Here is a 19,347-nt window from a genome sequence, read left to right as displayed (position 1 = left end):
CCTCTTGACCACACGCTCCTCCCTCGCCGCCCCGGCGCTGCTGCTGACCCTGACGGTCGCGGCCGGTCTGACCGCGTGCAGCAGTTCCGCCGGCAAACTGCCGGCCCCACCCGGCTCGTCCGCGTCCGGGGTCGGCTACCAGCAGGTGATCGACGACGCGCCGGTGGCCGACGCCTCGGCCATCCCGGCCGGCAGCCTGATGGCGAAGATCAAGGCCCACGGCACACTGAACGTCGGCGGCACCGACGCCGCGGCACTCTTCGCCCTCAAGGACCCGGTCAGCGGCAAGGTGACCGGTTTCGACGCGGGCCTGGCCGACATGCTCGCCAAGTACATCATCGGCAGGCCGAGCACCAACCGGGTCCAGGTCGACGCCACCACCCGTGAAGTGCTGCTGCAGAACGGCACGGTGGACACGGTGATCGCCACCTACACCATCACCCCGGCCCGTGCGCAGAAGGTCGGCTTCGCGGGCCCGTACTACTCCTCCGGCGACGCGATCCTGGTCAAGTCGTCCGACACCGGCATCACCAAGGCGGCCGACCTCAACGGCAAGTCGGTCTGCACCGAGACGAGTTCGACCGCCGCCAACGACATCAAGCAGTTCGCGCCGAGCGCCAAGATCGTGCTGTTCCAGACCAACGCCGAGTGCCAGCAGGCCGTGGAACAGGGCCGGACCGACGCGTATGTGCTGGACCAGGCACTGCTGTTGGGCGACGCGGCCCGGGACAAGAGCGTCAAGGTGGTCGGACAGCCGTTCACCGACGAGCCGTACGGCATCGGCGTGCCGCTGGACTCGCCCGCCATGAAGGCCTTCGTCAACGACTGGCTGAAGCTGATCGAGTCGGACGGCGAGTGGGCCAAGCTCTGGAAGGCGACGGTCGGCACCGAACTCGCCGGTGACGCCCCGACGCCGCCCGTCATCGGCTCGGCCGCCGGGAGCTGAGTCCGGTGCCGACCGGGGTCCTGAGCCAGCTCGGCGACGGCCTGCTGCGCACCGTGGAGATGACGGCGCTGGCCGCCGCGGGCGCGCTGCTGCTGGGGGTACTGCTGGCGATCTGCCGGATCAGCCCGATCCCCCCGCTGCGGCTGGCCGGCGCTGCGTACGTCACGGCGTTCCGCAACATTCCGCTGCTGGTGCTGCTGGTGCTGTTCGTCTTCGGGATGCCAGAAGTCGGGCTGCTCTACCCGCTGTTCACGACGGTGTCGCTCACCATGGCGCTGTACTGGGCCGCCTTCGTCTGCGAGGTGGTGCGCTCGGGCGTGCGGACCGTGCCGCGCGGGCAGATCGAGGCGGCCCGGGCGCTCGGCCTGACCTTCACGCAGTGCCTGCGCCACGTGGTGATCCCGCAGGCGCTGCGCTCGATGGTGCAGCCGCTGGGCAACGTGTTCATCGGCCTGGCGCTGGGCACCTCGCTGGCCGCCGCCGTCGGCGTGCCCGAACTCACCGGCCAGGCACAGCTGGTGACGATCAAGTACGACAACCCACTGACCACCTTCGCGCTGACCACGGTGGTCTACGTGGCCATCACCCTGACCTCCGGGCTGATCGCAGGCCGGATCGAACGGAAGGTGGCGATGAAACGGTGAACGACGACCAGCTGTTCGACGCCCCGGGCCCGCGGGGCCGGCGCCGGATCCGGATCGCCACGATCGCCTCGCTCCTGGTGCTGGCCGGGCTGCTGGCCCTGGCGCTGCGCCAGTTCGCCGCGCACGGGCAACTGGCCGCTGCCCAGTGGCAGATGTTCACCCAGTGGCCGATCATCCGGTTCCTGCTCGACGGCGTCGGCCGGACCCTGCTGGTCACCGCCGTCGCCGCCGGACTGGCGCTGCCGCTGGGCGCGTTGATCGCGCTGGTCCGGCTCGGCCGCAGCCGATGGGCACGGGCGCCGGCCCGTGGCTACGTGGAGTTGTTCCGGGCCGTACCGCTGCTGTTGCTGCTGTACGTCTTCCTGTTCGGCCTGCCCCGGGCCGGGCTCACCCTGCCGGTGTTCTGGCAGCTGGTCGTCCCGATCGTGCTCGTCAACGCGGCCGCGCTGTCCGAGATCTTCCGGGCCGGTGTGCTGGCCCTGGACCGCGGCCAGTCCGAGGCCGCGTACAGCCTCGGCATGACGTACTGGCAGGCGATGACCTGGGTGGTGATCCCGCAGGCGGTCAGCCGGCTGGTCCCGAGCCTGGTCAGCCAGCTGGTCCGGCTGCTGAAGGACTCCACCCTCGGCTATGTGGTCAGCTACCTCGAACTCCTGCACGAGGCCCAGGTGCTGGGCGAGTACTACCACAGCGTGCTGCCCACCTACCTGGTCGCGGCAGCCTGCTTCGTCCTCCTCAACACCGCCCTGTCCACCCTGGCCACCTGGCTGGAGCGCCGCCGGAGCTAGGTCTGCCCGGGAGCGGCCCGCTCGCGTGCCCGTGCGTAGCGCGCGGCCAGCGGGCCGTAGGTCAGGCCGTGCAGGAGCAGGCTCATCAGCACCGTCATCGTCATCACCTGGCCGACCAGGTCGGCGGCATGCGGGTCGGCCGGGGCCAGGGCGATGAAGGCGAGCAGGCCGAAGACGATGGACGCCAGGCCGCGCGGACCCAGCCAGGCCAGCAACCAGCGGTCGGCCCGGTCCAGGTCGCTGCCGCGCAGGCTGAGCAGCACCGGCAGGATCCGCACCACCGTCAGCGACAGGGCCGCGTACGCCACCACCCGGCCGTCGAAGGCGCCGGTGAAGGCCTGGGTGACGATCTTGCCGAAGACGAACCAGACCGCCAGCGAGAGCAGCGTGCCGGTGTCCTCCACCAGGTGCAGGGCCTGCGCCGGCAGCTCCCGGGAGTACGGGGTGAAGCAGAGGCCGGCCACGAACGCGGCGACGAAGCCGTTGCCGTGCAGCTCCATCGCCAGCGCGTACGCCGCCAGCGGCAGCGCGAGGATCCCCAGCCGCACCGCGGCGGGCCGGGTCCAGCCGGCCCGCCAGGCGCGGCGCAGCAGCCAGCCGCCGGGCCGGCCCACCAGAAGACCGGCGAGCAGGGCCCAGAGCAGCGCGTTGACGGCGTCCCCCAGCTGGTCGGAGGGCACCTCGTGGACGCCGCCGTGCGCCTCGAAGCCCGCGAGGCAGAGCAGGAAGACCGGGGCCACGACGCCGTCGTTCAGCCCGCTCTCGACCGTGAGCACCCCGCGCAGCCAGGCCGGCAGCCGCGCGTCGCGGATCAGCTCGGCGGCGGGGGCCAGGTCGATGGGGACCGTCACCGTGGCGAGGAGCGCGGCCTGCCACCAGCCGCCACCCCAGAAGAGCAGGCCGCCCATCAGCAGGCCGGTGGCCAGGGTCAGCGGCAGGGCCACGACCAGCAGCCGGGTCAGCAGCCCGCGCTGCGCGTGCACGACCCCGGTGGGCACCTCGGTGGCGTCGGTGAAGAGCAGCACCGCGAGGATGATCTCGACCGCGTGCTCGGCGTTCGAGGTGGTCAGGTTGATCTGCACCAGCGGGTGCGTGCCGAGGGTCAGCACCACGCCCGCGGCGGTCATGGCCACCGGCGCCGTGACGCTCCAGCGCGCCAGCCGGCCGGCCACCAGGGCCCAGGCGAAGAGCGTGCCCATGCTGACGGCCAGGGCGATCACGCGGGCACCTGCCTTTCCCGGTGCGTGACCGGACGGCTGCGAAGTGATCACGATCGTACGACCGGGAACGGCCCGCGCCCGGGTGCCTGGCCGGGTTTAGCCTGACCTTAGACGTTGGTTAGCCGCTGCTGTGCGCACGCGTTCGCCGCCGGCCGCGACCATACGATCGCCGAGGTCACCCGTCAGAAGGACCGGAGCCAGAAATCCATGACCTCGACTTCCGCCGTGTTGCTCTCCGTCCTCGGCGCTCGCCCGGCCGCGGCGGCCGCCGTCGTACCGATTCCGGGCTCACCGCTGGACGCCTACGACCGGCAGATCCCGTACGACCTGGGCGTGCACCGGATCGCCCGGCTGGCCGCGATCGTCTCCTACGTGCTGATGGTCACCACCGTGCTGCTCGGGGTGGTGCTCCGGATGCGCTACTTCCAGCGCACCGTCCATCGCCGGACGGTGTACGGCGCGCACATGACCCTCGCGCTCTCCGCGCTGATCTTCGGGGCGCTGCACGGGGTGACCTTCTGCTACCAGCCGGTCTGGGCGATCGGTGTCGGGAACCTGCTCGTGCCGTTCACCGGGGACCTGCAGCGGGTACCGGTCGGCCTCGGCGTGCTGGGCACCGAGCTGGCCGTCGCGGTCGGGTGCTCGGTGTGGCTGCAGCAGAAGCTCGGCTATGCGCGGTGGCTGAGGTTCCACCAGCTCGGCTACCTCGCGTTCGCACTGATCTGGCTGCACGTGCTGACCGTCCATCCGGAGCCGCGGCACGTCAACCCGGTCGCGGTCGGGGTCGCGGCCGGTGCGCTGGCCTGCCTGCTGGCCTTCCTGATCCGGGCGCTGCCGTCGCGGTCCCGGCTGCGTTGACAGCAGAGGCAGCTGGTCAGTGCGCGAGGATCGCCTGGCTGGCCACGAGCTCCCGGTACGGCAGGCAGCGCTCCAGCAGGGTGGAGTGGTCGCCGGCGTCGACGACGGTGCCGCGGTTCATCATGATCACGTGGCGGGCGTGCTGCACGGTGGAGAGCCGGTGGGCGACCACGATCACCGCGCGGGTCGCCGCCAGGTCCGCCACGATCGCGCGGAACCGCTGCTCGTTGAGCCCGTCCAGCTGGCTGGTCGGCTCGTCCAGCAGCACGATCTCGGCGTCGGAGAGCAGCGCCCGCGCGAGCGCCATCCGCTGGCGCTGGCCGCCGGACAGGTCGGACTCGCGGCCGAGCGGTGTGTCGAGGCCCTGCGGCAGCCGGGCGATGTCCTCGGTGAGGCCGACGGCGTCGAGCGCGGCGGTGAGCTCGCCGTCGCCGGCCTGCCGGGCGCGGCCGAGCTGCAGGTTCTCCCGGGCGGTCGCCTCCAGCAGCGTGAACGCCTGGTCGACGTAGGCGATCCGGGCCCGCAGCGCGTCCAGCGGCCAGCTCCCGGTGTCGTGGCCGAGCACCGCGATGGAGCCCGAGGTGGGCCGGACGAAGCGGTCGATCAGCGAGAGCGTGGTGCTCTTGCCGGCTCCCGAGGGGCCGACCACGGCGGTCAGGCCGGTACGGGCGGTGCTGAACGAGATGCCGCGCAGCGCGGCGTCCCGCGAGCCGGTGTGGGTGAACGAGACGGAGCGGAAGACCACCGACGGCGCGTCCGGCAGCGGGGGCGGCACCGCGCGCTCGGCGTCCTGCGGATCGGTTTCGGTTGCGAGCGCGAGCAGTTCGGTGCAGCGGTCCCGGGCGGCCAGTCCGGCCTGGAGCCGGCCGAAGCCGGTGGCCAGCGCGCTGATCGAGGGCACGGTCTGCAGCAGGTAGAGCAGGAACGCGGCGAACGCCGCCGCCTTGAGGCCGCCGGTGGCCATCCGGGCGCCGCCGGTGAGGATCACGGCGATCATCGCGAGCTGGTTGCCGAGCGTCAGCACCGCCGGGATCAGCGAGTTGAGGCGCCCGCCCACCAGCGAGACGGCGCGCAGCCGTTCGGCGTCCGCGGCGAGCGCGCGGGCGGCCATCGGCTCGGCCCGGTACGCCTTGATCGTGGTGAGCGCCTCCAGGTTGGCGGTGAAGCGCTGCGCGATCCGACCCACGGCGTCCTGCTGGCCGGTCACGTTGGCCTTCATCCGGCGCACGATCAGCAGCACCAAGGCGGTGAGCACGACGAACGCGAGGACGGTGACCAGCGTGAGGATCCAGTCGATCCACAGCATCACGAGCAGCGTCGCCGTCACCGTCAGCGCGGCCAGCGGCAGTTGGGTGGCCACATCGACGACCTGGCGCAGCAGCAGCGCGTCGGAGGTGATCCGGGCGGTGAGCTCGCCGGTGCCCTGGGCGCGGACCACGGCCAGCGGCAGGCGGAGCGTGTGCTCCATGATCCTGGTGCGCAGCCGGTAGGTCATCCGCTCGCCGATCCGGGCGAGCAGGAAGCTCGACAGCGCCTGGGTGAGCGCGCCGACGGCGGCGGCCGCGCACATCAGCAGGACGTCGGGGCCGAGCGCGTGGTGCGCGGAGAAGTCGGTGATGATCTTCCGGACCAGCAGCGGCAGGGCGAGCGCGGCGGCGGTGGAGCCCAGCGCGAGCAGCAGTGCGACGGCCAGCGCCCCCGGCTCGGTGGTGAGTTCACGGCGCAGCCGGACCCGGTCCGGCGCGTGGTGGGCGGTGCGGGCGGGCTGGTCGGCCACGGGATCCTCTCGGCTGGATGGGGAGGGAACGGGTGCGGGGGAACGGGTGCGGCGAACGGGCACGGACCGGGCCGCAGCGGTGGGTTCACCGCTGCGGCCCGGCCGGCTCCGCGCTGGTGCCCGCCCCACCGGACGGGCCGCCGCATCAGAGGCAGAGCAGCGTGCTGACCGTGCTGGTGGTGCAGTTGAGCGCGCTCAGCGAGCTGACGCTGGCCAGGGTGTCGTCGATCTGGGCCGCCTCGGTCTCGGCGGGCTCCATGGTCTGCAGGTCGAGGATCGCCATGACTGTCTCCTTTACTAAGGGGTGGATCGCCCGGCCGGCGGCCGGGAGTCGGTGGGGGCGCCGAGAAGGCGCCCGGGGGGTCGGCCAGGCCTCAGTCGGGCCGGCCGGTCAGTGCGGGCCGGCCGGTCCAGGGGAGGAAGGCCGTGCCGGCCAGCGCCGTGCCGAGCGCGAGCAGCACACCGGCGGAGCCGGTCGCCAGGTCTGCCGAGAGCCGCAGCAACTGATCGCCGGGAAAGGCGAGTTGCCCCTGGTAGGAGATCTGGTGCCAGGCCAGCAGGGCCCGTTGCTGCTCCAGCAGCGCCGCAGCGCCCGGCTCGGCCGCCCGGTGCCGGGTCAGCGCCGCGTAACCGATCAGCCCCGCCCGCCCGTTGAACAGGCCGGGCTGGATGATGAACTCGGGCTCCGCGGCCCGGCGGATCGCCTGCTCGTGCCGGGCCGACGGGCTGTCCGGGCGGTGCTCCAGCAGCGCGTGCAGCGCGAGGCCGATGCCGGCACTGCCGGTCTCCAGGTAGGGCAGCACCCGGCGCTTGTCGATGACCTGCAAGGTGCCGTCGGCGACCGTCGTGCAGCGGTCGAGGTCCAGCGCCAGCAGTGCCTCGGCCTGGTCGAGCAGGGCGCTCTCGCCGACCTGCTCGTGGAGCCGGACCAGCGCGAGTGCGGTGCCGGCGGCCCCGGCCAGCAGGCCCGCCCGGCGGCCCGGATCGCTGCGGCCGGCCTTCTCCAGCACGGCGGCCGAGGCGCGGGCGAGCGCGAGCGACTCGTCCAGCAGCCGGTCCGCGCCGGTGACCCCGGCGAAGTGCAGCAGCGTGAGCGCGATGCCGGGCGCGCCGGCGGCCAGGCCCGGCTGCGGTTCGTCGTCCGGGGCCGCGGCCAGGCGGCGCAGCAGGTCGAGCGCCGCGTCGCGTTCGCCGAGCAGGTCCAGCACGTACGCGACGCCGTGGCCGCCGTGGTACAGGCCTGGTTCGACCGGATGCTCGGCGGCGGCCCGGACCAGCCAACGGACGTGCCCGGGATCGATCGCGGCGCCGGTGGCGTGCAGCACGTAGAGGACGCCGGCCGCGCCGTGGGCCAGGCCCAGGCCACCGTGGGTGAACTGGGCGACGTCCCCCGGGAAGAGCCGGTCGGCGCGGTCCGGGGTGGCCATCGCCGCGATGCCGGCGGCCAGCGAGTCCCTGATCCGCGGCCAGTCGGCGGACGGCGCGGTGAGCAGCTCGCCGAGCTCCGCGCGGCGCCGGCCCAGCTCGGGGCGCGGGGACCGGCCGGCGGCGGGATCCGGGCCGAGCAGGCGGCGGATCTCGGCGGTGTAGCCCTCGGGCACCGGGAATCGGTGCTCGATCGCGTCGGCGAGCTCGCCGGCCTTGCCCGGGTCGAGCGCGGGCAGTTGGGCCAGCGGCAGGAAGAGCCAGAGCCGGATCGCGGCCAGACCGTAACGGTCGATCTGCTGGCCGGTGAAGCCCCGCGGCGCGGCGAAGCCGGCCGCGCCGAGCGCCGGGCGGACGAACTCGTCCTCGGTGCTGGCGAGTTCGAAGTCGATGAAGCAGATGTCACCGCCCGGCCGGATGATCACGTTGCGCGGGTGGAGGTCGCCGAAGACCACGCCGCGGGCGTGGATCGCAGCCAGCACCTGCTCCAGGCGGTCCACGATGGCCAGCGCCTCACGGGTGTACTCGGCGACGACGGCCTCGTCGGCGTCCGGGTGGATCAGCGGGTAGCGGGCCGCCAGCCATTCGCTCAGCGACTTGCCCTCGACGAACTCCTGGACGAGGAACTCGTGTTCCCAGGCCGTCAGCAGCCCGTGCTGCGCGGGGACGCCACGCACGCCCGCCAGCCGGACCAGGGTTCGGTGCTCATTGCGCAGCCTGGTCACGGCATCGACCCCGCGCTGGTCCAGACCGGCGAACGGCCGGGCCTCCTTGAGCACCAACTGCGGCCCCCCATCGCCGTCCTGCGCCAGGTACACGCCGCCCGCGTTGGAGAAGTGCAGGACCCGCTGCACCTGATATGGCAGCCCGGTGTCCCGCTGCGCCGCCCGCGCGGCCACCGCCGGCGCGATCACGGCCGGCACCGGCGCCCAGGACGGCACCGCGAACCCGGGGCCGCGCACGTCCGGCACCAGCCGGCCGTCCGGACCGAGCAGCGCGAGCACCCGCTCGCCCGCCTCGTTGCGGCAGTGGCGCTCCGCGAACCCCCCGTACCGCAGGTAGAGCGGGCCGTCGCCCCAGCGCAGGTCGCTGAGGATGTACGGCCCCTTGCGACCGGCCAGCGCGCCGCCCAGGCCGTCGAGACATCGCTCCAGCTCCGCTTCGTCCACCGGGTACAGCGCGCAGAACTTCCCGCTGGCGCCGCGCGGTGCGTACTTGGAGTTCTGCACCTGGAGGACGGGCAGCCCGCGCAGGAACTTGAACGTGATGCGCTCCCGCAGGCAGAACGCGTAGACCTGCTCCAGCACGTGTTCGGCGTCCTCGGCGCGCGAGGAGACGTGGATCTTCCAGCCCTGCGGCGGGAGTCGGACGCCCACCGGCCGCACCACGGACCAGATCTCCTGCTCACCGCGCTGCCAGCCCGCCGGCAGCGGCCGGCTGACGGCGTCGAACTCCTCCTGCGCGCCCCAGCGTTGCGGCGAGTCGTAGAAGACCGGATCGGCGAAGGCGTAGGCCTCGTAGCGGTTGTCCAACGGAACCCTCCTCGGAGCGCGGGGGCACAGGCGGGCAGGACGGCGAACGCTGGAGACAGTCCGCTGCCCCGACCAGGACGGCATGACGGCATGACGGCAGGCGGCAGTACGGCGAGATGGCAGTACGGCGGAGATGGTGGAGACGGTGGAACAGCGAGACGGCAGTGCAACGGTAACCGGCGAGTGAGGCCGGTCCTGCTCTGCGACTCCACGAAATATGCGGGTGCCCGCAGATCGTCCGCAACGGCGTGAGCATGGCTATTCCAGAGGAATATGCGCACCGGCGCGGCCGAAGGCCGCAGAACGAGCCGGGCGCTCGAATGCGCGCTGCGCGGGCCTCGGGCGCGTGCGCCGGGAGCGGACCGCCGGCGCCCCGCGAAACGCGCCGGGCGGGCCGACCTGAGCGCTGAGCTGGGCGGCACGGGGGATCGCCCGGGGAGCGGGGCCCGCCATCGGCGGCGGGCAGGCAACGGTGGCCACCGGCGCACGCGCGGCGGAGTTCATGGTTCCGCCAACCATCAGTCACCGGACCGGATTTGGGCATTCAGCCGAGCCGCAGCAGCGGCAACGGCCCGGCCCGGACACCGGCCGTCGGCAGATGACGGCCGGGCCGGCGCGTGGCGTCAGGAGGTCGGGATGGCCGGGATGGCCGGGATCGGTCGGGACCTGCCAGGGACGATCAGGTGCTCAGGATGCGCGGGGCTCGTGGCCGGCGGCGAGTGGCAGCGGCCAGTTCGGCGGCTCGGGCAGCGGCTGGTCCGAGCCGAGCGCGGCGGCCGTCGTTCGGCCGCTGAGCCAGCCGAGCACGGCGTGGCCGGCGCCGCTGACGGTGGGGCCGGTCGGAACGAGCGTCCAGGAGCGGCCGAGATCGACGGCCTCGATGCGGGCGACGGGGAACGCGCGCGCGGTCAGCGCGGCGACGGTGTCGTCGAGTGCCCAGGCCACGTACGCGTCGGGCCAGTCGGCCGTCCGGTAGCCGGTGTCCAGGTCCAGGTGGTGGGTTTCGAGCTCGCGCCAGCAGCGGAACAGCGTGTACCAGGCCGGGTGCGACCAGCCCGCCAGCGCCGTGACCGGGTGGTCCCACCGCTCGGCGGGCATCGCCGCGGCGTCCGCGAGCAGCTGGTCGAGCCGGCCGGCCAGGTCCGCGGCGAGCTCGGCGGCGGGGCGGTCGGCGCCCTGCTCGACGGCGCGGGCGATCGTCGCGCCGTCGGCCCGCGGACCGGGCTCGACCCCGGTGCGGGCCAGGGCGAGCAGCCAGAGGTAGGCGTCGACGCTGCGGGCGAGGTGGCTGATCACAGTGCCGCGACTCCACCCGGGCAGCGCCGCGGGCGCACGGAGCTGAGCGTCGCTCAGCTCCGCCTGGGTGGCGGCCAGCCGGGCGCCGGAGCGGGCGACTTCGTCGATGATCTCGTTGATATCGGGCACGCCGGTACCTTAGGGCTTGCCCGGAACGGCCGCCCGACGGGGGGTCGGCAGGCCCGCAGGCCGCAGCTCGGGTGGTGGGGACCGACCAAGCCGACCGGCTGACCGGCCCGCCGGCCGGTCAGCCAGTCAACCGGTCAGCCGGTCAGCCGGCCGTGCAGTTGGCCCGGAGCTGCGCGGCGGCCAGGTGCTCGGTGCTGTTGGTGGCACCGCGGTTGACCAGCTTGACCGCGATCTGGCCGCCCTTCAGCGCGAAGCTGCCCGCCCGCACCCAGCCGGCGCCGCGGCTCCCGGCCTGGTCGATGATGAACGAGTCGTAGCCGGCGGAGGCGTTCGGCTGGTCCAGCACGAAGTACTGCGCCGGATGCCCGTCCACGTCGAGCGGGTTGCGGCTGGACGGCACGTAGACGTCGATGGCGCAGGTCCCGTTGGCGACCGGGGCGGTCTGGAACGACCAGACGATCCGCTCGCTCGCGTCGTCGTGGTTGGCGTTGCCGGACATCGGCATGGCGTCGAAGCTGCCGTTGCAGCCGTCCCCGGTCCAGCCGCCGCCGGAGACGGTGTACCAGCCCGCCTGTCCCTGGGAGAACCGGTTGTTCAGGTCTCCGTTGTAGGCGGCACCGCTCCGGCCACCACAGCCCGGACCGGTGACCGCCTGGAACGAGGCCGGCGGCGCGGGGGGCTGCACCGGAGCGGGGGGTGCCGCCGGGGGGACGACCGGCCCGATCCCACCATGGGACGGCCAGCCGGCGCCCGGCGCCTGGGCCGGTGCCGGAGCCGGAGCCTGGGCGGGTGCCGGCGCCTGGGCAGGTGCGGGCGCGGGTGCCGGAGCACCTCCGCCACCGGAGCCACCGTTCCCCGAGCCACCGTTGCCCGAGCCACCGCCGGCCGTCCCACCACCGCCGGTACCACCGCCGCCCGAGCCGCCGCCACCGGTGCCGGACGGCGCACCCGCGCCGCTCGTCCCCCCGGCACCGGAACCACCGCTGCTCGAACCGCCGCTGCTCGACCCGCCCCCGTCGTACGACCGACCGTTCCCGCCGCCACCGGTGCCACCACCGCCGCCGCCCGAGCCGCCGGCCGGCGCACCCCCACCGCCCGTACCGCCGCCGCCGTCCCCGCCCGCCACCGGAGCACCGGGCACCGCAGGCACACCCGGCGCCGGCGCACCGGCCGCCACGGGCACCGCGTTCGCGAGCGGCGACCCGGACGCGCCGGTCGGCAGCGGCGAGCCGTCCGGCGAGGCCGCGGGCAGGCCGCCCCCGGCGAGGGCCAGATCGGCGCCCGACCCACCACCGGCCGGCAGCGGGCTGCCCCCCGCGTGCGGCTGCTTTCCGTCCGCGTGCGGGTGCCCGCTGCCCGTGTGCGACATCGCGAGCGGGAGCGCCAGCAGCAGCGAGCCCGCCACCACTCCGCCGATCACCGACCAGCGGACGCCGCCGGGCGACGACGCCGCCGGTGCGTCGGATGCTCCGCCGTCCGCGCTTCCTTGGTCCGCTCCGGGGCTCTGCGACGCGCTCATCCCGCTGGTGTCCCTTCGCTGCTACCGGGCTGGTGGTGGGTTACTGGCTGCTGCCGTGCTCGGCGGACCGAGTGAGCGCCCAGGCTGGCACTCCTCGATATCCGCCCGATATTCGCCGATCTCCATCGCCGCGGGCAGCGCGGCCGTGCCGTCCACCGGCGCGCGGATCCGACGGTGATCCGGTCAGGGCAGTCTTCTGGTCAGCGGCGACACGGTCGGCGGCCCACCCCCGGGGCCGCCCCGTGCCGCCGCCCGATCGCCGGCAGGCCGGCACGCCCACGCACGGAAGAGGACGGGTCTTGAGCACGGTTCTCGTCAAGCGCTCACCACGCGCCGACGGCCCTCAGCTCCCCGAGGGCCGGATCGAACTCGCCGAGCCGCCGGTGCTGGGCGAGCCGGCCACCGCCGACTTCGGGTCGGCGCTCACCTACCTGCCGATGGCGCTGGGCACCGGTTCGATGGTGCTGATGTTCTCGGTGCACGGCTCCGGCACGTCGAGCTACCTGATGTCCGGGATGATGGGCGTCGCGATGGCCAGCATGACGCTGACCCAGATCGGCCGCTCCGGCGGCGAGCGGCGCCGCCGGCTGCGCGCCGAACGCCGCGACTACCTCCGCTACCTGGCGCAGAAGCGCGGCCAGGCCCGGCTGGCCGCGGCCGAGCAGCGCGCGGCGCTGCTCTGGGACAACCCGGACCCGCGCGAGCTGTCGGCGATCGCCCGCGGCAGCCGCCTCTGGGAACGCCGTCCCAACCAGGAGGACTTCGCCCGGGTCCGGATCGGTCTGGGCCCGCGGCGCGCGGCGCTCACGTTCGTCCCGCCGCAGACGAAGCCAGTGGAGGACCTGGAGCCGCTCTGCGCGGTCTCGCTGCGCCGCTTCACGCACGCTCACCAGACCGTGCCGCAGCTGCCCGTCCCGGTGGCGCTGCGCCGCTTCACCAGCGTCGAGTTCGCCGGTGAGGCGTCGGCGGCGCTCGGCCTGATGCGCTCGATGCTCGGCCAGCTGGCCGTCTTCCACTCCCCGGACGAGCTGCGCATCGCGCTGCTCGGCGACGCGTCCGCGCGCACCACCTGGGACTGGCTGAAGTGGCTGCCGCACAACGCCCACCCGCAGGAGCAGGACGCGGCCGGCCCGGTGCGGCTCACCGCCGAGGACCCGGAGGCGCTGCTCGACCTGCTCGGCGCTGAGGTGCGCGACCGGCCCGACCACGACCCGGCGGCCTTGCCGAGCGTCGCCGAGCCGTTCGTGGTGATCGTCGCGCAGGGCGCCGCGCTGCCGGCCGGCTCCCGGCTGCTGACCGGCGGGCTGCGCAACGTGGTGCTGCTGGACGCGACGGGCGCGATGAGCGGCGGTCCGAAGGTGCTGCGGCTGACCGCGCACCGGGACCGGGTGGAGTACCCGTCCGGTGGCGAGACGGTCGGGGCGACGGCCGACTCGTTCAGCGCCACCGGTGCCGAGACCCTCGCGCGCTCGCTCGCGCCACTGCGCACCAGCGGCAGCGTGGACCTGACGGACCGTCCGCTGGAGTCGGACCTCGACCTGGTCGCGCTGCTCGGCGTGCGCGACCCGCGGACCTTCGACGTGGCGGCCACCTGGCGCGGCCGGCAGGACCAGGCCGCCCGGCTGCTGGTGCCACTCGGCGTGACCGAGCAGGGCGAGGTCGTCCACCTGGACCTCAAGGAGTCGGCGCAGGGCGGCATGGGCCCGCACGGCCTGCTGATCGGCGCGACCGGCTCCGGAAAGAGCGAGCTGCTGCGCACGCTGGTGATGGGCCTGGCCGCCACCCACTCCTCCGAGGTGCTCAACCTGGTGCTGGTGGACTTCAAGGGCGGCGCGACGTTCCTGCACATGGACCGGCTGCCGCACACCTCGGCCGTCATCACCAACCTCGCCGACGAGATCCACCTCGTGGACCGGATGCGCGACTCCATCAACGGCGAGATGATCCGCCGTCAGGAGCTGCTCCGCGAGGCCGGCTACTCCTCGCTCTACGACTACGAGCGGGCGCGGGCCGGCGGCGCCGGTCTGACGCCGCTGCCCTCACTGCTGATCATCGTCGATGAGTTCTCCGAACTGCTGGCCAGCAAGCCGGAGTTCGTCGATCTCTTCGTCTCGATCGGCCGGCTGGGCCGCAGCCTCGGCGTGCACCTGCTGCTCGCCTCGCAGCGGCTGGACGAGAGCCGGATCCACAAGGTGGAGGGGCACCTGTCGTACCGCATCGCGCTGCGCACCTTCTCCGCGATGGAGTCGCGCAGCGTGATCGGCGTCTCCAGTGCCTACGAGCTGCCGTCGGCGCCGGGCAACGGCTTCCTGAAGATCGACACCACCAACCTGGTGCGGTTCAAGGCGGCGTACGTCTCCGGCCCGGCCCCCGAGCCGGTGGGCAGTGGCGAGCCGGCGGCGCTGCCGGCCGGCCGGGCACCGGAGATGACGGCCTTCGGTCTGGCGGCGCAGGGACAGCTGCGCTCGGTCCAGGCCGAGCAGGAGCTGACGGCGCTGGCCGAGCAGTCACTGCGCGAGGCCCAGGCCGAGCGCGCGGCGGCGGCCGGAGCGGCGGACGGCACCGGAACCGTCGGGGACCAGCACGGCGCCGAACAGTCCGGCGAGGAAACCCTGTTGGAGCTGCTGGTCGATCGGCTGGTCGACCAGGGCCCGCCGGCCCGCCAGGTCTGGCTGCCGCCGCTGACCGCCTCCCCCTGCCTGGACGAGCTGCTGCCCGGCATCGTGCCGGACCCGGTCCGCGGCATGAGCGCGGCCGACGGCCCGGCGCTCGGCTCGCTGCGGGTGCCGCTGGGCATGGTGGACCGCCCGTACGAGCAGCTGCGCGAGCTGCTGGTCGCCGACCTGTCCGGCGCCGACGGTCACGTCGGCCTGGTCGGCGCGCCGCAGACCGGCAAGTCGACCACGCTGCGCACGCTGATCCTCTCGCTGGCGCTGACCCACACCCCCGAGGAAGTCCAGTTCTACGGCCTGGACTTCGGCGGCGGCGGTCTCGTCTCGATCGCGGGCCTGCCGCACGTCGGCTCGGTCGCCACCCGGCTGGAGCGCGACCGGGTGCTCCGCACGGTCGCGGAGCTGACCACGCTGCTGGAGCGCCGCGAGGCGGAGTTCACCTCCCGCGGCCTGGAGTCGATGACCGCGTACCGCGCGCTGCGGGCCGCCGGGGAGCTCGACGACCCGTACGGCGACGTGTTCCTGGTGGTGGACGGCTGGTCCACGCTGCGCCAGGACTACGAGGAGCTGGAGGCCAGGGTGATCGAACTGGCCGCCCGGGGGCTGTCGTTCGGCCTGCACCTGATCGCCTCCTCGGTGCGCTGGTCGGAGATCCGGCCGCGGCTGCGCGATCTGCTCGGCACCAAGTTCGAGCTGCGCCTGGGTGACCCGATGGAGTCCGAGGTCGGGCCCCGGATCGCCGCGGCCGTCCCGCACCGGCCGGGTCGCGGCCTGACCACGGCCGGGCACCACTTCCTGGCCGCGCTGCCGCGGCTGGACTCCATCGGTGACACGGCGGACCTGACCAGCGCGACCAAGGCGGCCGTCGCGGAGATCGACACGTTCTGGACGGGCCGTCCGGCGCCGAGCGTGCGACTGCTGCCGACCCGCCTGCCGGTCGAGCAACTGCCGCCCGCCGACGGCGACCTGCGGGTCTGCCTGGGCTGGGACGAGCAGCGGCTGGAGCCGTTCTGGCACGACTTCGCCACCACCCCGCACCTGATGGCCTTCGGCGACGCGGAGAGCGGCAAGACCAACGCGCTGCGGCTGGCGATCCGCGCCATCACCTCGCGCTACACGCCGGACGAGGCGCGGATCATGGTCGCCGATCCCGGGCGCGGGCTGCTCGCCGAGGTGCCCGAGGCCTACCGGGTCGGCTACGTGGTGGACCGCGAGGCGCTGACCGAACTGGCCGCCAACGCGGCGGTCTCGGTCGGCAAGCGGGTGCCGGGGCCGGACGTCAGCCCCGAGCAGCTCGCCGCCCGCGACTGGTGGAGCGGACCGCGGCTGTTCGTGGTGATCGACGACTACGACCTGTTCACCGGTGCGCCCGGCGCGCCCTCGCCGATGGCGCCGCTGGTGCCGCTGCTCTCGCACGGACAGCACATCGGGATGCACCTGGTGATCGCCCGCAGCACCTCCGGCGCGATGCGGGCGATGACCGACCCGGTGCTGCGCCGGCTGTGGGAGCTCGGCAACCCGGCGCTGCTCTTCTCCTACCCCAAGGAGGAGGGCAAGTTCCTCGGCGAGGCCAAGCCCCGCACGCTGCCCGCCGGCCGCGCGCAGTTCGTGACGCGCCGCTCGGTGCGCCTGGTCCAGACCGGGTCGGTGACGCCGGCATGAGCACCGCCACCTCGCTGGACGCCGCCTCACTGCCCGCCACCTCGCTGCCCGCCACCTCACTGGCCACCAACACAGCCTCCCCGCCCGCCTCGCCGCCCAGGAGCACCATGCCGACCTCAGCGCCCGCGCTCGCCGCCACGCCGGACACCGACGTCTGCCGCCTCACGGTCGTCCACCCCACCGGCCGCTGCGACCTGGTCGTCCCGGTCGCCACCCCGGTCGGCGCCCTGCTCACCGCGCTGCTGCACCAGCTGCCCGAGCCGCCCGCGGAGCCCGGCACCCCGCTGGTGCTCCAGCGGCTCGGCGAAGCGCCGCTGGATCCGGACGGCACGCCGCGCAGCCTGGGCCTGCGCCACGGCGACATCCTGCACCTGCGCCCGGCCGAACTGGCGCTCCCGACCCTGCACTTCGACGACGTCGTCGACGGCGTCGCGCAGGCGATCAACGCCCGGCCCGACCGCTGGCGGCCGCAGGCCACCCGCGCGCTGACGCTGACGCTCGCCGCGCTCGTGCTGCTCGGCCAGCTCCTCGCGCTGCTGCACGCCGGCCCCGGGCTGCTCACCACGACCTGCGCCGGGGCGAGTGCGACCGCGCTGCTGGCCGCCGCCTTCTCGCTCGGCGCCCGCCCGGCCGCCGACCGCGGCGCCGTGCTGACCGCCGGCATCGGGGCACTCGCGTACAGCGCGGTGGAGGGGCTGACCCTGCACGCCGGCCCGCACGGCGGCTTCGCGCCCGGCACCAACGGCGTGCTGATCGCCGCCGGTTGCGTGGCCATCGTCTCCGGCATGCTGCTGGCGCTGCGCCCGCTGCCGCTCGTGGTGCCCGCCACCGCACTGGTCGGCGCACTGGCCACCGCGCTCGCCGTGGGGCTGATGGACGCCGCGCACTGGCAGCGCGGCCAGGCGGTCGCGACGGTGGCCGCGGCGCTCTTCGTGCTGGGGCACTTCGCAGCGCGCCCGGCGCTGCGCCTGGCCCAGCTGCACGTCCCGCTGCTGCCGCACAACGCCGAGGAGCTGCAGGAGGACCTCGACCCCGAGCCGCAGCGCCGGATCGAGCAGCGGGTGGCGGCGGCCAACGCGCACCTCAACGCGCTGAACCTGGCCTCCGCGCTGGTCTACGCGACCGCCTTCTGGTGCCTGGCGCAGCAGGGCGGCTGGATCGGCTGGGCGCTGCCGCTGGTGTTCAGCAGCGCCGTGCTGCTGCGCGCCCGCGGGCTGACCGGCACGCTGCAGCGCGGCCCGATGGTGCTGGCCGGCGTGACCGGCCTGCTGCTGGTGCTGCTGGTGCGCGCCGACGCGGCCGGCACCGGCGGCCGGGCGGCGGCAGCGGCCGTGCTGCTCGCCGCGGCCGTCCTGCTGCTGGTCCGGGCGCCGCGGCCGAACGGCCGGCTGCTGCCGGTCTGGGGCCACAGCGGGGACATCCTGGAGCTGCTCGCGGCGCTCTCGCTGCTGCCGCTGCTGCTCGAAGACCTGCACGTGTACGCGTACCTGCGCTCGCTGGCCGGCTGAGGGGGCGGGACGGATGCAGACCCGAAAGGACCACCTCCAGGCCCACCGGTTCGCCGTGAACCGGCTGGCCGCCGCCCTGGTCAGCGGCGATCCGGGCCGCGGCGACAGCCCGACCAAGCGGGCCGCGCTCGGCACCTTCCTCGGCGCGGGCATCGTGCTGCTGCTCTGCGCCGGGTCCACCGCGTACGGGTTCATCTCGCCCAGTGAGCAGAGCAACTGGCGCACCCCGCAGGCCATCGTGCTGGAGCAGCAGACCGGCAACCGGTACCTCTACCTCGGCGGCCGGCTGCGCCCGCTGCGCAACTACGCCTCGGCGCTGCTGCTGCTCGGCAAGGGCGCCCCGCTCCACCCGGTCTCCGCCACCGCGCTGGGCACCACCCCGCACGGCGCCCCGGTGGGCATCACCGGCGCGCCCGACTCGCTGCCGGCCGCCTCGGCGCTGCTCTCCGGCCCGTGGACCTGGTGCCTGCGCCCGGACCTGGCCGGCGGCCAGCTGCTCGACCTCGCTCCGGCCGACCGGACCGCGGAAATCCCCGACGACCGGCAGGTGCTGCTCACCGGTGCGGACGGGCAGCGGTTCCTGCTCTGGCACGGCGTCAAGTACCCGGTGCCCGACAGCGCCGCGCTGGTCGCGCTCGGCCTCGACGGCAACCGCGCGATGCCGGCTCCGGCGGGCTGGCTGCTCGCGCTGCCGACCGGCCCCGCGCTGGCCGCCGCCGCGATCGCCGACGGCGGCAAGCCGGCCGGCCAGATCGCCGGACACCCGGTCGCCATCGGCCAGCAGTTCGAGACCGACGCGGCCGGGGGCCGGCACTCCTACGTGCTGACCGACGCGGGCATCGCCCCGACCAGCGCTACCGAGGCGGCCCTGCTGGCCGCCCGTCCCGGCGCACCGGCCGTGCTGAAGGTGACCGCGAACGACATCGCCACCACACCGCTCTCCGCCGACCAGTCGCTGCTCACCGCGCTGCCCGACCTGCTCGGCACCAGCCCGGTGCAGACCCAGCCGGCCGACGCGGCCACGCAGGCCGTCTGCCTGCGCCAGCAGGCCGACGGGACGAAGCTGACCAGCCACCCCGTCGTCGAGCACGGCCAGGCCGCCACCGGCAGCCGATCGCTGCTGATCCCCGCCGACGCCGGGATCTACGCCGTCGACCTGGAGCAGCTCGCGAAGCCGGACACCACCGCGCAGACGTACCTGATCACCGACCAGGGCGTCGCCTACCCGCTCGGCGACAGCGGCGCCGCGACGGCGCTGGGCGTCGGCGGCGGGACCAGGACGGCGCTGCCGGAGAGCGTGCTCGGCCTGCTCACGCGCGGGCCCGCGCTGGACACCGCCGCGGCCACCGACACCGTCAAGGTGGGCTGAGC

13 protein-coding genes are annotated in these 19,347 nt (G+C 74.3%); 7 read left to right on the top strand and 6 right to left on the bottom strand.

Annotated elements, in window-relative coordinates; all coding sequences use genetic code 11:
• The first annotated feature begins 4 nt into the window (after positions 1–4).
• The 3 genes from AC060L_RS21515 to AC060L_RS21505 are packed head-to-tail and all read left to right on the top strand — an operon-like array spanning position 5 to position 2,378.
• Positions 5–946, top strand: coding sequence for a glutamate ABC transporter substrate-binding protein (locus AC060L_RS21515; RefSeq protein WP_483800466.1), 942 nt, complete (start codon positions 5–7; stop codon positions 944–946).
• 5 nt (positions 947–951) lie between these two features.
• A complete protein-coding gene (locus AC060L_RS21510; RefSeq protein ID WP_483800465.1) occupies positions 952–1,590 on the top strand; it encodes an amino acid ABC transporter permease in 639 nt (212 codons plus the stop codon).
• Complete coding sequence (locus AC060L_RS21505) at positions 1,587–2,378, top strand: amino acid ABC transporter permease (protein ID WP_483800464.1); 792 nt, start codon at positions 1,587–1,589, stop codon at positions 2,376–2,378. The genes AC060L_RS21510 and AC060L_RS21505 overlap by 4 nt, the downstream gene beginning before the upstream one ends.
• Here the strand turns inward: AC060L_RS21505 and AC060L_RS21500 are convergent.
• On the bottom strand, positions 2,375–3,598 hold the full coding sequence (locus tag AC060L_RS21500) for a cation:proton antiporter domain-containing protein (RefSeq protein ID WP_483800463.1): 1,224 nt from the start codon (positions 3,596–3,598) through the stop codon (positions 2,375–2,377). The genes AC060L_RS21505 and AC060L_RS21500 overlap by 4 nt on opposite strands.
• A gap of 207 nt (positions 3,599–3,805) precedes the next feature.
• Between AC060L_RS21500 and AC060L_RS21495 the strand changes: the two genes are divergently transcribed.
• Positions 3,806–4,456 (top strand): ferric reductase-like transmembrane domain-containing protein, encoded by a 651-nt coding sequence (locus AC060L_RS21495; RefSeq protein ID WP_483800462.1) that lies wholly within the window; start codon positions 3,806–3,808, stop codon positions 4,454–4,456.
• A gap of 16 nt (positions 4,457–4,472) precedes the next feature.
• Here the strand turns inward: AC060L_RS21495 and AC060L_RS21490 are convergent, their stop codons facing one another.
• The 5 genes from AC060L_RS21490 to AC060L_RS21470 all read right to left on the bottom strand — a co-directional run bounded on the left by AC060L_RS21490 (position 4,473) and on the right by AC060L_RS21470 (position 12,134).
• Positions 4,473–6,233, bottom strand: coding sequence for an ABC transporter ATP-binding protein (locus AC060L_RS21490; RefSeq protein ID WP_483800461.1), 1,761 nt, complete (start codon positions 6,231–6,233; stop codon positions 4,473–4,475).
• Positions 6,234–6,378: 145 nt separating this feature from the next.
• Entirely contained in the window at positions 6,379–6,516 is a 138-nt protein-coding gene (locus tag AC060L_RS21485; RefSeq protein ID WP_483800460.1) for a SapB/AmfS family lanthipeptide, read from the bottom strand.
• A gap of 91 nt (positions 6,517–6,607) precedes the next feature.
• Positions 6,608–9,190 (bottom strand): class III lanthionine synthetase LanKC, encoded by a 2,583-nt coding sequence (gene lanKC / locus AC060L_RS21480; RefSeq protein WP_483800459.1) that lies wholly within the window; start codon positions 9,188–9,190, stop codon positions 6,608–6,610.
• A gap of 687 nt (positions 9,191–9,877) precedes the next feature.
• Entirely contained in the window at positions 9,878–10,615 is a 738-nt protein-coding gene (locus AC060L_RS21475) for a maleylpyruvate isomerase family mycothiol-dependent enzyme (RefSeq protein WP_483800458.1), read from the bottom strand.
• 142 nt (positions 10,616–10,757) lie between these two features.
• On the bottom strand, positions 10,758–12,134 hold the full coding sequence (locus tag AC060L_RS21470) for a hypothetical protein (protein ID WP_483800457.1): 1,377 nt from the start codon (positions 12,132–12,134) through the stop codon (positions 10,758–10,760).
• 299 nt (positions 12,135–12,433) lie between these two features.
• Here AC060L_RS21470 and eccCa point away from each other — a divergent pair, with 299 nt between their 5' ends.
• The 3 genes from eccCa to eccB are packed head-to-tail and all read left to right on the top strand — an operon-like array spanning position 12,434 to position 19,345.
• Positions 12,434–16,468 (top strand): type VII secretion protein EccCa, encoded by a 4,035-nt coding sequence (gene eccCa / locus AC060L_RS21465; RefSeq protein WP_483800456.1) that lies wholly within the window; start codon positions 12,434–12,436, stop codon positions 16,466–16,468.
• Entirely contained in the window at positions 16,465–17,976 is a 1,512-nt protein-coding gene (gene eccD, locus AC060L_RS21460; protein WP_483800455.1) for a type VII secretion integral membrane protein EccD, read from the top strand. The genes eccCa and eccD overlap by 4 nt, the downstream gene beginning before the upstream one ends.
• A gap of 13 nt (positions 17,977–17,989) precedes the next feature.
• Positions 17,990–19,345 (top strand): type VII secretion protein EccB, encoded by a 1,356-nt coding sequence (eccB, locus tag AC060L_RS21455; protein WP_483800454.1) that lies wholly within the window; start codon positions 17,990–17,992, stop codon positions 19,343–19,345.
• Positions 19,346–19,347 lie beyond the last annotated feature (2 nt).

This window comes from Kitasatospora sp. NEAU-69 (assembly GCF_057158765.1).
The sequence above is the reverse complement of the archived record's forward strand: the minus strand, read 5'-3'. Positions and strand labels throughout refer to the sequence as shown.

Excerpts from the sequence above, each read along its gene's own strand:
- eccD (WP_483800455.1), top strand. The coding sequence starts at position 16,465 with ATGAGCACCGCCACCTCGCTGGACGCCGCCTCACTGCCCGCCACCTCG.
- AC060L_RS21485 (WP_483800460.1), bottom strand. The coding sequence starts at position 6,516 with ATGGCGATCCTCGACCTGCAGACCATGGAGCCCGCCGAGACCGAGGCG.
- eccB (WP_483800454.1), top strand. The coding sequence starts at position 17,990 with ATGCAGACCCGAAAGGACCACCTCCAGGCCCACCGGTTCGCCGTGAAC.
- AC060L_RS21495 (WP_483800462.1), top strand. The coding sequence starts at position 3,806 with ATGACCTCGACTTCCGCCGTGTTGCTCTCCGTCCTCGGCGCTCGCCCG.
- AC060L_RS21470 (WP_483800457.1), bottom strand. The coding sequence starts at position 12,134 with ATGAGCGCGTCGCAGAGCCCCGGAGCGGACCAAGGAAGCGCGGACGGC.